Source organism: Allobosea caraganae (genome assembly GCF_003351345.1).
GTDB lineage: Bacteria > Pseudomonadota > Alphaproteobacteria > Rhizobiales > Beijerinckiaceae > Allobosea > Allobosea caraganae.
The window spans coordinates 174,684-187,965 of the sequence record NZ_QQTO01000021.1 but is presented as its reverse complement, the minus strand read 5'-3'; the positions used below and the strand labels follow the sequence as shown (position 1 = coordinate 187,965).

12 protein-coding genes are annotated in these 13,282 nt (G+C 67.3%); 7 read left to right on the top strand and 5 right to left on the bottom strand.

What is annotated here, in order from left to right:
• Position 1: 1 nt before the first annotated feature.
• From DWF00_RS15115 to DWF00_RS29455, 4 genes are all read right to left on the bottom strand, one after another.
• Entirely contained in the window at positions 2–1,639 is a 1,638-nt protein-coding gene (locus tag DWF00_RS15115; RefSeq protein WP_114829537.1) for an ATP-binding protein, read from the bottom strand.
• Positions 1,639–2,340: a response regulator gene (locus tag DWF00_RS15110; RefSeq protein WP_245973953.1), complete on the bottom strand. Its 702-nt coding sequence runs from the start codon at positions 2,338–2,340 to the stop codon at positions 1,639–1,641. The genes DWF00_RS15115 and DWF00_RS15110 overlap by 1 nt, the downstream gene beginning before the upstream one ends.
• 9 nt (positions 2,341–2,349) lie before the next feature.
• Complete coding sequence (locus DWF00_RS15105; RefSeq protein WP_114829538.1) at positions 2,350–3,900, bottom strand: DUF4153 domain-containing protein; 1,551 nt, start codon at positions 3,898–3,900, stop codon at positions 2,350–2,352.
• Between the two features lie 274 nt (positions 3,901–4,174).
• Complete coding sequence (locus tag DWF00_RS29455; RefSeq protein WP_181832659.1) at positions 4,175–4,846, bottom strand: GntR family transcriptional regulator; 672 nt, start codon at positions 4,844–4,846, stop codon at positions 4,175–4,177.
• A 401-nt stretch (positions 4,847–5,247) separates the two neighbouring features.
• Between DWF00_RS29455 and DWF00_RS15095 the strand changes: the two genes are divergently transcribed.
• The 7 genes from DWF00_RS15095 (at position 5,248) to DWF00_RS15065 (ending at position 12,233) form a co-directional block, all read left to right on the top strand.
• The gene (locus tag DWF00_RS15095) at positions 5,248–6,246 is read left to right on the top strand and encodes a TRAP transporter substrate-binding protein (RefSeq protein WP_114829539.1); all 999 of its coding nucleotides are present in this window, start codon (positions 5,248–5,250) and stop codon (positions 6,244–6,246) included.
• 87 nt (positions 6,247–6,333) lie between these two features.
• Positions 6,334–6,858: a TRAP transporter small permease gene (locus DWF00_RS15090; RefSeq protein ID WP_114829540.1), complete on the top strand. Its 525-nt coding sequence runs from the start codon at positions 6,334–6,336 to the stop codon at positions 6,856–6,858.
• A 6-nt stretch (positions 6,859–6,864) separates the two neighbouring features.
• Positions 6,865–8,145 (top strand): TRAP transporter large permease, encoded by a 1,281-nt coding sequence (locus DWF00_RS15085; protein WP_114829541.1) that lies wholly within the window; start codon positions 6,865–6,867, stop codon positions 8,143–8,145.
• A gap of 43 nt (positions 8,146–8,188) precedes the next feature.
• A complete protein-coding gene (locus DWF00_RS15080; protein WP_114829601.1) occupies positions 8,189–8,980 on the top strand; it encodes an SDR family NAD(P)-dependent oxidoreductase in 792 nt (263 codons plus the stop codon).
• Positions 8,981–9,209: 229 nt separating this feature from the next.
• Positions 9,210–10,052, top strand: coding sequence for an amidohydrolase family protein (locus DWF00_RS15075; RefSeq protein ID WP_114829542.1), 843 nt, complete (start codon positions 9,210–9,212; stop codon positions 10,050–10,052).
• A 13-nt stretch (positions 10,053–10,065) separates the two neighbouring features.
• Positions 10,066–10,821: an SDR family NAD(P)-dependent oxidoreductase gene (locus DWF00_RS15070; RefSeq protein WP_114829543.1), complete on the top strand. Its 756-nt coding sequence runs from the start codon at positions 10,066–10,068 to the stop codon at positions 10,819–10,821.
• A gap of 200 nt (positions 10,822–11,021) precedes the next feature.
• The gene (locus DWF00_RS15065) at positions 11,022–12,233 is read left to right on the top strand and encodes a M24 family metallopeptidase (protein WP_114829544.1); all 1,212 of its coding nucleotides are present in this window, start codon (positions 11,022–11,024) and stop codon (positions 12,231–12,233) included.
• Positions 12,234–12,416: 183 nt separating this feature from the next.
• Here the strand turns inward: DWF00_RS15065 and DWF00_RS15060 are convergent, their stop codons facing one another.
• Complete coding sequence (locus DWF00_RS15060) at positions 12,417–13,106, bottom strand: GntR family transcriptional regulator (RefSeq protein ID WP_114829545.1); 690 nt, start codon at positions 13,104–13,106, stop codon at positions 12,417–12,419.
• Positions 13,107–13,282: the final 176 nt, after the last annotated feature.

Sequence of the window (13,282 nt, the reverse complement as noted above, 5' to 3'; positions counted from 1 at the left end):
GTCAAGCTGGCATGCCACCGCACCCGGCCCAGGGTAGCCGGATCGTGAAGGCGGTCCCGGCCTCCGAGGGCTCCAGCGCGATCGCCCCGTCATGCGAGCGCAGCATCGACTGGGCGATGCCGAGACCCATGCCGGTGCCGCCGCTCTCGCGCCGCGTCGTGAAGAACGGGTCGAAGATGCGCCCGCGATTGCTGGCCGCGATGCCGTCGCCATCGTCGCTCACCCGCAGCTCAAGTCTATCATTCACCTGCCTCGCCGCGATGCGCAGGTTCTTCGCGTTGTGGCGCTGCGCGTTGTCGGCGAGATGCGAGAGGACGATCAGCGCATTGTCGGGCGACAGCCCGAGCACGCTTTCGGGCTCGCCCTCGACCGTGATGATCAGCGCCGGAAACGCATCGCGAACCAGCCCCACCACCGCCTGAAGCGTGGTCGAGCCCGCCATTTGCGGATTATCCGCGCGCGCCAGCTCGCGCAGCCGATCCAGCAGCCGGGTCAGGCGGTGGGTATCGTCGATGATGTTGCCAAGGAAGCGCTGGCGCTGCTCCTCGCTCATCGAAGCGCTGGAATCCTTCATCAGCTCGGCTGCGCCCTGGATCGAGGTCAGCGGCGATTTCAGCTCGTGCGAGACGTGGGTGGCGAAGGTGCTGATATAGGCCGAGCGCTCCGAGAGCCGCTCGGCCATCTCGTGAAAACTCTGCGACAGGCTGGCGATCTCGCGCGTGCCGTAATGCGCCGGCGGCGGCTCCTGCGCCCGCTCGCCATGGCCGATCGCCTGCGTCTGCGCGATCAGCCCATGGATCGGCCGCGTGATCGTGCGCGCGAAGACGAAGCCGATCAGCGCCGTGACGAGCGCGATGGCGAGGCCGGCGAAGATCACCTTCCGCCGCTCGGCGAAGAGGTGCTTGAAGATGTTGTTGGGCGTGCGCGAGGCATAGACGACGCCCGCCACCGCTTGATCGACCATCACAGGCATCGCCACGAAGACGCGGATGCCGGTGCCGCGGCTCCAGGAATAGAGCGGCGGCGCCGGCGAGTTAGAGATGCGCACGCGCAGCGCATTGCCATAGCGCCCGCGCAGAGCCGTCGCGACCTCCTCGACATCGGCCAGCGAACGGCCGAGTTCCTCGCGTCCCGCGATCACCGTTCCATTCGGATCGAGAATGCGGAAGCCGGCCAGCGTCACGTCCTGCGTCGCCGTGACGATGCCAGCCAGCCTGGCGCCGATCGCCAGAAAGGCCGGGTCGGCGGGCTTGGCCGGCTCGCGCGCATCGGGCCGGCGCGGCAGGATGTCGTCGCCGGCAAGGTCGAGGCTCGGCTCGATCGGATGATAGTCGCCGACCGGCGTGCGCATGGCCTGCTCGCGGGCGGCGAGCGAGCGATACTCGTCGCGGGTCGGAGCCTGGGAGCCTGCCGGCCGCGCCAGCGCGCGCGCCGCAGGATCGGCCTCGACCTCCCGCGCATAGATCGCGGCGATAGCCGCCGTCTGCGCGATCAGCTCCGACTCGGTCTGGTGGATCAGCTGGTTCTCGTAGAGCCGGAAGAAGAACAGGCCGATCAGCGGCAGCATCGTCACCGTCACCAGCACGACGAAGACGATCATGCTCAGCGTCGGCCGCCATTTGCGGCGCACCGGCGCCATCAGCGCTCTGCCTCGCAGGCCCCGAGCCGGAAGCCGACGCCGTGCACGGTCTCGATCGCGCTGGCGCAGCCGGCGGCGGCGCATTTCGCCCGGATGTTGCGGATATGGCTGTCGATGGTCCGGTCGGAGACATGGACCTTGCCGTCATAAGCCGCGCTCATCAGCTGCTCGCGCCCCAGCACCACGCGCGGCCGCGCCAGCATCGCCGCGAGCATGGCGAACTCGATAGCGGTCAGGCCGAGCTCGCGTCCGGCGAACGCAGCCGAGCGGCGCGCCGGATCGAGCGCCAGCTCGCCATGGCTCAGCGCCTTCGCCTCGCGCGCCTCACCATTCCCGCTCCCGTTCATCCGGCGCAGGATGACGTTGACCCGCGCCACCAGCTCGCGCGGGCTGAACGGCTTGGTGACGTAGTCGTCGCCACCCATCTCGAGCCCGAGAATGCGGTCGATCTCGTCCGAGCGCGCCGAGAGGAAGAGGATCGGCACCTCCGAGGTCCGGCGCAGCCGGCGGCAGACCTCCAGCCCGTCGAGCTCGGGCATGCCAATATCGAGCACGATCAGATCCGGCACGCGCAGCTCGGCCAGCTTTAGCGCCTCGCTGCCGTTGCGGGCGATCTCGGTCGCCATCCCCGCCTTCTCCAGCGCGAAGCAGATCACGTCCCGGATATGCGGATCGTCGTCGACGACGAGGATGCGATGCACGGAGAAGTCCTATCCTTCGGTCGGCTGGCTGGGCTTCAAATCGGGCGCGCCGGCGGCGCGGCGCTTTTTCAGATAGCGCCAAAGCCGGTGATCGCCAAAGCTCCAGCTTCGCCAGTCCCGCCTGGGATTTTCGACCCGCGCCGCCAGCATGTCCCGGCGCGCGCTCAACGCCTTGACGGTGCTGCCGTCAAAGTCGCCCTGGGCGCGGCGCTGGGCGATGAAGTGGTCGATCGCGGGAACGGCCTGAGGCCCCAGGCTTGAGAGATAGCAAAGGTCGAGCCCACGCCCTCCTTCGAAGGCATGGCGGATGTTGTAGCGCGCGATGACGTCGGAGAAATTCGCCATGCTGCAGGCATACAGCACGATTCCGGCCGCGATCAGGTTGCCGCCGACCAGCCAGCCATTCGAGCGGTTGAGCGCGATGCGCGCGATGATCATGACCAGCCCGAAAGCGACCAGCCCCATCCAGATGAAGGCGGCGACGCGCAGCATCGTCAGCGAATAGGCCGCGACGTAGAGGTCGAGCCGCAGGATCGACGAGACCACCAGCAGCACGTTCTGCCCGACGAAGAGATAGACCAGCCGGCGCATCAGCGGCGAGCGCTCGGCGCTGGAGCCCGGTCGCAGCGCAGCGAGCACGAAGCCGGCCGCAAGCAGCGCCGTCGCCATCAGCGGATAAGCGCCGCGATGGGCATAGGCCGCGTAGCTCATCCCGTCCGGCAGCGCGACGCCGCCCCAGAGATAGGCCGCGTCCATCGACGATTGCATGGCGAAGAGCAGGTTGAACAGCACGAGCGAACGCAGGATCGTGCCGTCCGACAGCAGCGCGAGGCCGGCCGGCTTCTCCTCGGCCTCAGTCGTCTCCAGCTTGGCAGCCGGCACTTTCGCCACACGCTGCTTGCGCGCGGTCACATAGAGCAGCGGCCAGGTCAGGCCGGCGACGATCAGCCAGAAGATCATGCGCGAGCTATCGAGAATCCCCAGCAGCGCGTAGATGTCGATGGCATGGAGCCAGCGGTCGATCAGCGGGTTGGCCGAGGCGAACAGCATCAGGAAGACGCCGCAGAGCAGCAGCGGCACGATCCAGAGCGAGAGGCGGCCGAGCAGCGTCTGCCGCTGCCCGATCACCCGCCTGCCGCGATGCTCGTGCAGCGCGGCAGCAGCCGAGCGCCAGGGTCCGGCAGCGTATAGGCCCAGCATCGCCCACAGCCGCGTCGCCAGCGCGCCTTGCCAATGCCCGGAGACCATCAACGCGAAGGCGCTCACGCCAGCCGCGCCGAAGGCGAGCGCGAGCAGGTTGGTGCTTTCGACCAGCGGAATCAGCGCGACGATGAGGATCGCAACCGCGGTCGCGATCTCCTTCCGGCGGGCGTTGAGCCCGTTCGCGATCAGGGAGAAGGCGCCCAGCGCGACCATGAACAGCAGCACGGAAATGCCGAGCCGACGCCCGTAGAACAGCCAGTCCGCCAGCAGGATCAGGGAAGCGCACGCGATGAGGCAGGTTTGCAATCGCGTCATGAGCCATTCGCGCGCGGCGGGTCCGTAGGTCTGGTCGGTCATGGGCGTTGCACCTTGAGGCGGGGGAAGAGGAGCAGGGGCGCGGCGCGCGCAGGGGCATCCGCCGCGATGACGGGGCGGGCTTCGGCTAGCGGCTTTTTGGGAGGGACAAGCCACCAGCCATCCCTGGCGAGGCTGGATGGCAGGCGGGGCAGGGCTTCAGGCGGCGGACGGCGGCGTCTCATGCCACCGGGATAGCGGCGCCGATTGCAGCCTAAAGGGAGCGGCTGCGCAGAAGCTCAGGCATTTCGTGCAGATTCCGTGCAGCCGAGCACGCTCAGGACGCGAGCGCTTCCTTGCCTGCATGCAGCAGCGCCAGATAGTCGCTCTGCGTGTTGCCGGCATGGGAGGCGAGCAGCGCCTTGAGTTCTTCGCCCCTCCCCGCCCTCGCTAGCGCCAGCATCTCGCGATGCTGGTCGATCGAGCGCTGGTTCAGCGTGGCATTGCGCGACAGGCGCGAGCGCAGGGCCTGGAGCCGGAAGGTGATCAGCGCGTAGGCATCGGCCAGGTAGTCGTTGCCGCTCATCGCCACCATGAGCTGATGGTACTCGCCGTCGCCGGTGCGATAGCCGACGATGTCGCCCTCCGCGAAGGCGCGCTCCATCTCGGCGAGGATGCGCTCCATGCCGGCAATGAGCCCGTCGGGGGCGCGCTCCATCGCCATGCCGATCGCCGCCACCTCCAGCACCGCGCGCAGCTCGGAGATCGCCACCACCTGCTCGGCCTCCAGGCGGAACACGTAGGTGCCGCGCTGCGGCTGGATGTCGACCAGCCCCTCGGTCCTGAGCTGCATCAGCGCCTCGCGCACCGGCGTCTTGCTGACGCCGAGCTCGCTGGCGAGCGCATTCTCCGACAGCGCCTCGCCGAAGCCGATGCGCCCGTCGATGATGCGCCGGCGCAATTCGTCGAGCGTCAATTCCTTGAGGGATTTTGGGCGGACCAGAACCATGCGCGTCGCTTTGCTCCCGGCCGCCCGACAGGTCGAAGGGGCTTGTGCCTGAAGTCTCATATCTGATATTCCAGTGTCGCACCGGCCGCAAGAGAGACAAGACGGCTGGGCTGGAGGGGACGCGGGCGCGAGCGGGATCGCGGACGAGTCCGAAAGTAACTGGCAGCTATAGCGGCGCGGATTGACTTCCGTAGCCGCCATATTGCGTTGAGAGCCAGCGTATAAATTACAGCCTATACCAAAGTTGTCTGATAACTTTGGCAATTCGCGCCATGGTACGCTTGACATTACCATACAGAGACGCAGACTGCGTTCATCGGCGTGACGAGACAGGCTCTCGAAATCTGCTCGTATGCGCCAGGAAGCCGGCAACGACCGGCCATACCGGGAGGAGATCAACCATGTCATTCGCGAAAGCGATTTCTGTGGCCGGAGCCGTCATGCTCGGCACGGCCCTATTCAGCCCCGTATTCGCCCAGCAGAACCTCACCCTCAAATCGGCAGACGTCCATCCCAAGGGCTATCCGACGGTCGAGGCCGTCGAGCGCATGGGCGCCAAGCTCGAGAAGGCCACCAACGGCCGGCTCAAGGTCCAGGTCTATCCGTCGATGCAGCTCGGCGGCGAGAAGGAGTTCCTCGAGCAGGCCCAGGTCGGCGCGCTCGCCATGGCGCGCGTCTCGGTCGGCGTGATGGGCCCGGTCATCCCCGAGCTCAACGTGCTCAACCTGCCCTATCTCTTCCGCGACAGCGCCCATATGCACAAGGTCGTCGACGGCCCGATCGGCGACGAGTTGCTCGCCAAGATCACCGCCAACGACAAGACCGGCCTGATCGGCATCGCCTGGATGGATGGCGGCGCCCGCAACATCTATGGCAAGCAGCGCGGCGTGGCCAAGATGGAGGACCTGAAGGGCCAGAAGATCCGCACCATGGGCAACCCCATGTTCGTGCAGATGATGAACGACATGGGCGGCAACGGCGTCGCCATGGGCTTCGACCAGCTCATCAACGGCCTGCAGACCGGCGTCGTCGACGGTGCCGAGAACAACGAGCCGAGCTATGCGTCCGGGCAGCACTACAACTACGCCAAGTACTATTCCCTGACCGAGCACCTGATGATCCCGGAAATCATCGTCTTCTCGAAGCGGGTCTGGAACACGCTCTCGCCCGAAGACCAGAAGCTGGTCATGAAGTTCGGCAAGGAGGCCCAGGCCGAGCAGCGAGGGCTCTGGCAGGACATGGTAAAGAAGTCGCTGGAAGACATGAAGGCGAACAACGTCGTCGTCACCACGGTCTCGCCGGAGGAGAAGAAGCGCTTCCAGACGGCGGTCAAGCCGGTCTGGGACAAGTTCGGCGCCGAGCACAAGACGATGATCGAGCGCATCTCGCAGGTGCAGTGAGCGCGGCGGCCCTGAGGCCGGATTGACACCGGCCCCGCCCGCAGGCTCGCGGGTGGGGCCGGCCTTCCCCGAACGGCGGAACCTCACATGATGCAGGCCTATGTCCGTGCCATGGACCTCGTGTCCAGGCTCACGATGATCATTGCCGGGGCATGCCTCGTCGTCATCACGCTCATCATCCCCTACGGCGTCTTCACCCGCTACGTGCTCAACGTCGCCGCCTCCTGGCCGGAGCCGATGGCGGTGCTGCTGATGATCTGGTTCTCCTTCCTGTCGGCCGCGATCTGCTACCGCGAGAACCTGCACATCGCCGTCAACATCATCCCGGACATGCTGAGCGGCGCGGCCAGGACGATGATCGGCTGGGTCGTCGAGCTCTGCATGGCCAGCACCAGCCTGTTCATGTTCGTCTGGGGCGCCAAGCTGGTGCAGACGACCTTCTACCAGTCGATCGCCGAATTTCCCTGGCTCTCGGTCGGCCTGACCTATCTGCCGATCCCGATCGGCGGCGCCATCACCACGCTGTTCGTGATCGAGCGGCTCTGGACCGGACGTCTCTTCCAGGCGGCCCATGAGCGCGACGACGCGCTTGCCCCGATCAGCACGGAATAAGCCGCCATGGATCTGCTCGTTCTCCTCGGCTCCTTCACCATCCTGTGCCTGGTCGGCATGCCGGTCGCCTATGCGCTCGGCCTCGGCGCCATCCTCGCCGCTCTGTTCACCGACCTGCCGCTCGAGGCGGTGATGCTGAAGGTCTCGGACGGCACCGACGACTTCGCCCTGCTCGCCATCCCCTTCTTCATCCTCGCCGGCGGCATCATGGCCGAGGGCGGCATGGCCGAGCGGCTGGTCAACCTCGCCAAGATCTTCGTCGGCTGGATCCGCGGCGGCCTGGCGCTGGTCAACATCCTCGCCTCGGCCTTCTTCGGCTGCATCTCCGGCTCGTCGGTGGCCGATACCGCCTCGATCGGCTCGGTGATGATCCCGCAGATGATCCGCGAGGGCTATCCGCGCCTGTTCGCGGTCAACGTCACCGTCTCCGGCTCGCTGCAGCCGCTGCTGATCCCGCCCTCGCACAACGCGGTGATCTATTCGCTGGCGGCCGGCGGCTCGGTCTCGATCGCCGACCTGTTCCTCGCCGGGGCGATCCCCGGCTTCCTGCTCGGCCTGTCGCTGATGGTGCTGGTGCTGGTCATCGCCCGCAGGAACAACTACCCGAAGGGCGAGGTCATTCCGCTGCGCCGCTCGCTCAAGATCGTCGTCGAGGCGTTCTGGGGCCTGCTGACCGTCCTCATCATCCTCGGCGGCATCCTGGGCGGCATCTTCACCCCGACGGAATCGGCCGCTGTCGCCTGCATCTATTCGTTCTGCGTCACCATGTTCATCTACCGCGACTACAAGTGGTCGGAGCTGCACATCCTGGTCGGGCGCGTCGTGCGCACGGTCGGCATGGTCATGCTGATGATCGGCTTCTCCGTCGCCTTCGGCTACATGATGGCGCTGATGCAGGTGCCCCAGCGCGCCGCCGAGTTCTTCCTCGCCGTCGCCGATAACAAGTACACGCTGCTGCTGCTGATCAACGTCGTGCTGCTGGTGCTGGGCACCTTCATGGACCTCGCGCCCATGCTGCTGATCTGCACGCCGATCTTCCTGCCGATCGTCAAGCAGTTCGGCGTCGACCCCGTGCATTTCGGCATCATCATGATCCTCAACCTCGGCATCGGCCTGCTCACGCCGCCGGTCGGCCCGACGCTTGCGGTCGGCTGCGCCATCGGCAAGGTTTCGATGGAAGCCGTCTCGAAGAGCATCATGGTGTTCTACATCCCGATGCTCGTCGTGCTGGCGCTGGTCACCTACGTGCCGGCGCTGACGCTCTGGCTTCCGAGCGTGCTGAAATAAGCCCGCCCGCCCTCTCTTCACCAGACTGCCTATGGAGTTTGCCATGACGAGTTCAGCTGCCGCGCCGACCTTTCCCGACCTGGCGGGGAAGGCGGTCCTGATCACCGGCGCCAGCACCGGCATCGGCGCCGCCGCGGCCGAGGGCTTCGCCCGCTCCGGCGCCAAGGTCGCGGTCCACTACAACGCGAGCAAGGACAAGGCCGAGGCCGTCGCGGCCAAGATCAAGGCGGCCGGCGGCACCGCCATCCTCGTCGGCGGCGACGTCACCAAGGACGGCTCGGCCGCGCGCATCGTCGCTGAGGCGGTCGCCGGGCTCGGCCGGCTCGACGTTCTCGTCAACAATGCCGGCGGCCTGGTGAGGCGCGTGCCGATCGGCGACTATGACGACGCGCTGATCGACGACGTCATCGACCTCAACATCCGCCACGTCATCCATTTCGTCCGCGAGGGCGCAAGGCACATGCAGGCGCAGGGAACTGGCGGCAGCATCATCAACGTCACCTCGATCGCGGCCCGCAATGGCGGCGGCGGCGGCGCGGTGCTCTATGCGGCGTCAAAGGGCTTCGTCTCGACCGCGACGCGCGGCTGGGCCAAGGAGCTCGCCGGCGCCAAGATCCGCGTCAACGCCGTCTCGCCCGGCGTGATCACCACGCCCTTCCACAAGCGCTATTCGACGCCCGAGCAGCTCGCCGCCATGCAGGCGACCGTGCCGATGAACCGGCTCGGCGTCGCCGAGGAATGCACCGGCGCCTTCCTCTACCTCGCCTCGGATGCGGCCAGCGGCTACGTCACCGGCCAGATCATCGAGGTCAATGGCGGCCAGTACATGCCGTAAGCCGGGTGGGGCGCGGGAGCCCCTCCCCTTGCGGGGAGGGGTTGGGGTGGGGGGCGAAAAGTCGAGGCGATCGTTTCCGTATTTTGCCGTTTCGCCTCGACAAGCAGCGCTTCACCCCCGTCGTTCGCCCCCCATCCCCATTACCCTTCCCCGCCAGGGGGAAGGGAGGTGTTTCACCATCCAGGTTCCCGACCAAACGTTCGGAAGAGCCGCTGAAAGAGGCAATGCGATGATCGATCCCGCCGCATCGCCCGGGCCGCGCCTCAAGGCGCCGCCCGGAGCCGTGGACACCAACATCCACATCCTCGACCAGCGCTATCCGCTGGCGCCGACCGCGCTGGCGCAGCCGCCCGATGCCGGCGTCGCCGAGTATCGCGAGGTGATGCGCCGGCTCGGCCTCACCAGGACGGTCGTGGTCCAGCCCACCGCCTACGGCACCGACAACCGCTGCACGCTCGACGCCGTCGCGGCCTTCGGACTCGATACGGCGCGCGCAGTCGGGGTAGTCGATGCCTCGATCAGCCCTGACGAGATGGCCCGCATGACCGCGGCCGGCATGCGCGGCGCCCGCTTCCACCTGCTTGGCGGCGCAGCCGTGCCGATCGAGCAGTTCGACGCCATCGCCGCCAAGGCGCATGAGGCCGGCTGGCACGTCCAGTTCCAGTGCGACGGCCGCCGCCTGCCCTACTACGCCGCGCAGATCCGCGCCTGGCCCTGCACGGTGGTGATCGACCATGTCGGCAAGTACCTGGAGCCCGTCGCGGTCGATGACCCAGCCTTCCGCTGCCTGCTCGACCTGGTCGAGACCGGCCGCGTCTACGTGAAGCTGTCCGCGCCCTACGAGACCTCGAAGCTCGGCGCACCGCTCTACGGCGATGTCGGCGCGCTCGCCAAGGCGCTGGTGCGCGCCGCGCCCGAGCGCATGGTCTGGGCGACGAACTGGCCGCATCTCGCGCTCACGGACAAGCCCGACGACGCGGGCCTCCTCGACCTGCTGCTCGACTGGGCCGGCGACGAGGCGACGCGCCGCCGCATCCTCGTCGACAACCCCACCGCACTCTACGGCTTCTGAAGGATACATACCCATGGCACGGCTCGCAGGATTGACCGCCCTCGTCACTGGCGGAGGACGCGGCATCGGCGCGGCGACCGCCCGCCGCTTCGCCCAGGAGGGCGCCCGCGTCGCCATCATGGGCAAGGGCGAGACCAGCCTCGCCGAGATGAAGGCGCGCTCGGCCACCGAGGGTCTGACGATGGAGACCGTGCTCGGCGACGTGACCAGTTCCGATGACGTGAAGCGGGCGATCGGCGAGGTCGCGGCGCGCTTCGGCCGCATCGACATCCTCGTCAACAATGCCGGCGCCAGCCATCCCCGGCCCTTCGAGGAGCGCACGGCGGAGGAGATGCTCCAGACGCTCAACACCAACCTCGTCAGCGTCTTCCTCTGCTGCCAGGCCGTCGCGCCCCATATGCTGGCGCAAGGCAGCGGCCGCATCATCAACGTCACCTCGGTGCGCGGGCTCGACCAGTGCGGCCGCGAGGGCGTGATGGACTATTCCGCCGCCAAGGCCGGCGTGGTGAACCTGACCAAGACGCTGGCCAAGCAGCTGGCTCCGGCGATCACGGTCAACGCCGTCGCGCCCGGCCATACCAACACCGACATCCTGCGCGCCCTGCCGCAGGAGGTGCGCGACCGCATGCTCGCCGGCACCTATCTCCAGCGCTTCGCCGAGCCGGAGGACATCGCCGCCGCCATCCTGTTCATGGCCTCGCCCGAAGCCTCCTTCATCACCGGCCAGCACCTCGTCGTCGATGGCGGTTTCTCGCTGAAGGCGGGTTGAAGCGTCCCGCTCCATCGCAAGCCACTGCATCAACTCATGCCCGGCCTGCGTCCAGCACGGCTAGGAACTGCGCGCGGGCTCGGACAGATTTGGCCGCCGGTGACGCAGGATCAGCACAAGCCCCCTGACGTCGGACGCGGCGCATTGCAACGCCCCTTGCGCGACTGAAAGCGTCGGGCCGATGACGAGGACCAGGACGCATGACGATCGGAGTGGGTGGGTCGAGCTTCGCGGAGGAACTCGCCAAGCTGAAGCCGATGACGGATGGCATCGAGCCGATCGCGGTGACGGAATACAAGGCCCGCATCGAGAAGGCACAGGCTCTGCTGCGCGAGCAGGGGCTGCAGGCGCTCTATCTCGACACCTCGACCAGCCTGAACTACTTCACCGGCATCCAGCTCGGCCTGACCGAGCGCCTGCATGGCGCCATCATCCCGGCCGAGGGCGAGGTCGTCTATCTCAGCCCCACCTTCGAGGAGCCGAAGACGCGCGAGCTGATGCGCTTCGGCGACGATGTCCGCTGCTGGGAGGAGCATGAGGACCCGACCGAGCTGGTCGTCGATACCATCCGCAGCATGGGCTATGAGAGCGGCTCTGTCGCGCTCGACCCGCACACGCCCTTCTTCATCGTCGACGGCCTGCGCAAGGCCGGCAACCGCTACTCCTTCACCAGCGGCAGCCCGGTCACCGCCACCTGCCGGCAGCTGAAGTCATCGGCCGAGATCGCACTGATCCAGCGCGCCATGGACGTGACCATGGAGGTCCACCGCGCCGCCGCCCGCGCCCTCCAGGTCGGCGTCACCACGACCGAGACCATCGACTTCCTCGACCGCGCCCATCGCAAGCTCGGGATGAGCTGGACCAGCGGCACCGCCCAGTTCGGCGAGGCCACCGCCTATCCCCATGGCGTGCCCTATCCGCAGACGCTCGCCGATGGCGACATGGTGCTGATCGACATGGGCACCAAGGTCGGCGGCTACCGCTCCGACATCACCCGCACCTACATCTTCGGCGAGGCGAATGCCCGCCAGCGCGAGATCTGGAACCTGGAGAAGAAGGCGCAGCTCGCCGCTTTCGCAGCCGCGGTGCTCGGCGCGCCCTGCGAGGCGGTCGATGCCGCCGCCCGCGGCGTCATCGAGGCGGCCGGCTTCGGCCCGGGCTACAAGGTGCCCGGCCTGCCCCACCGCACCGGCCATGGGCTCGGCCTCGACGTCCACGAGGAGGCCTTCATGGTCAAGGGCAACAAGACGCCGCTGCAGGTCGGCATGTGTTTCTCGGACGAGCCGATGATCTGCATCTACGGCGAGTTCGGCGTGCGCCTGGAGGACATCATCTACATGGCCGAGGATGGCGCCCACTGGTTCACCCAGCCTGCCCATTCGGTGGACGACCCCTTCGGCTATGAGGCCTGATCCGGCGGGCGGCTCGAACATGCTGTGATTTGCCAGAATCAAGCGCCGTCATCCCGGACGGAGCGAAGCGGAGCTCCGGGATCCATCGTAAAGCGCAGTTCCCTACGATGGATCCCGGAGCGGCGCCGCTTCGCGGCTTGTCCGGGATGACGCGGAGAGGTTGCCGCTTGGTCGCAGCAGACCTCAGTCCTGCGCGCCGCCCTCGGCAAGCGCATATCCCGGCAGGCGCGAGACCACGCCGAACACCGGGCGCAGGTGCTGCTCCAGCACCGCCAGCGCCGCGCCCTCGTCATGCGCGTGCAGGGCGGCGAGCAGCGTCCTGTGCTCGTCCCTGATCCGGTCGATCCGGTTCGGGTCCGCGGCCAGCGCCGTCATCGCGACGCGCTGCTGGCGCGATCCCAGCGACTGGTAGAGCTCCGACAGCACGTCGTTGCCGAGCGCGGCGATCATGGTGAAGTGGAAGCGCCGGTTGAGTTCGACCCGCTCGAAATGGTCGCCGCCGGCGCTCTCCTCGATCCTGTCGAGGATCACCGCCATCTCCGGCGGCACCGCGATCTTCTCGCGGCAGATCCGCGCGACGGCGTAGCCCTCGATCATCCGCCGGGTCTCGTAGAGATCCGCCAATTCCTGCGCCGTCACCTGCCTGACCTGCGCGCCGCGGCGCGGCAGCAGGTCGATGAAGCGCTCGGCCTCGAGCCGGTGGAACGCCTCGCGCACCGGCGTGCGCGACACCCCCATCGCCGAGGAGATCTGCTCCTCCTCGATGAACGACCCGCCGGTGAAGCGCCCGCGCAGGATCTGCTCGCGCACGTAGAGGTAGACCTGCTCGCGCGCAGGTTTTCCGGCCGGCTCCTGCGCCTCGCGCCGCCTCATGGTTGTCTCATCCGCCCCGGTTTCCCGTCATGATCTATAGCCAGCTAGGCCGTCGACGGCAAAACATCCACCACGTATACATGACGCATGGAGGCCATGCATCAAATGGGTGGCGGACGATGCGGAATGGCGCTCTTCTTGCTGGACAAGGGAACGCCACAGCCACCCGCCATAAG

What these genes read in the sequence shown, in the direction of transcription:
- DWF00_RS15060 (WP_114829545.1), bottom strand. Translation starts at nt 13,106, where the DNA reads ATGAGGCGGCGCGAGGCGCAGGAGCCGGCCGGAAAACCTGCGCGCGAG.
- DWF00_RS15090 (WP_114829540.1), top strand. Translation starts at nt 6,334, where the DNA reads ATGATGCAGGCCTATGTCCGTGCCATGGACCTCGTGTCCAGGCTCACG.
- DWF00_RS15095 (WP_114829539.1), top strand. Translation starts at nt 5,248, where the DNA reads ATGTCATTCGCGAAAGCGATTTCTGTGGCCGGAGCCGTCATGCTCGGC.
- DWF00_RS15105 (WP_114829538.1), bottom strand. Translation starts at nt 3,900, where the DNA reads ATGACCGACCAGACCTACGGACCCGCCGCGCGCGAATGGCTCATGACG.
- DWF00_RS15085 (WP_114829541.1), top strand. Translation starts at nt 6,865, where the DNA reads ATGGATCTGCTCGTTCTCCTCGGCTCCTTCACCATCCTGTGCCTGGTC.
- DWF00_RS15115 (WP_114829537.1), bottom strand. Translation starts at nt 1,639, where the DNA reads ATGGCGCCGGTGCGCCGCAAATGGCGGCCGACGCTGAGCATGATCGTC.
- DWF00_RS15065 (WP_114829544.1), top strand. Translation starts at nt 11,022, where the DNA reads ATGACGATCGGAGTGGGTGGGTCGAGCTTCGCGGAGGAACTCGCCAAG.
- DWF00_RS15075 (WP_114829542.1), top strand. Translation starts at nt 9,210, where the DNA reads ATGATCGATCCCGCCGCATCGCCCGGGCCGCGCCTCAAGGCGCCGCCC.
- DWF00_RS15070 (WP_114829543.1), top strand. Translation starts at nt 10,066, where the DNA reads ATGGCACGGCTCGCAGGATTGACCGCCCTCGTCACTGGCGGAGGACGC.
- DWF00_RS29455 (WP_181832659.1), bottom strand. Translation starts at nt 4,846, where the DNA reads ATGGTTCTGGTCCGCCCAAAATCCCTCAAGGAATTGACGCTCGACGAA.
- DWF00_RS15080 (WP_114829601.1), top strand. Translation starts at nt 8,189, where the DNA reads ATGACGAGTTCAGCTGCCGCGCCGACCTTTCCCGACCTGGCGGGGAAG.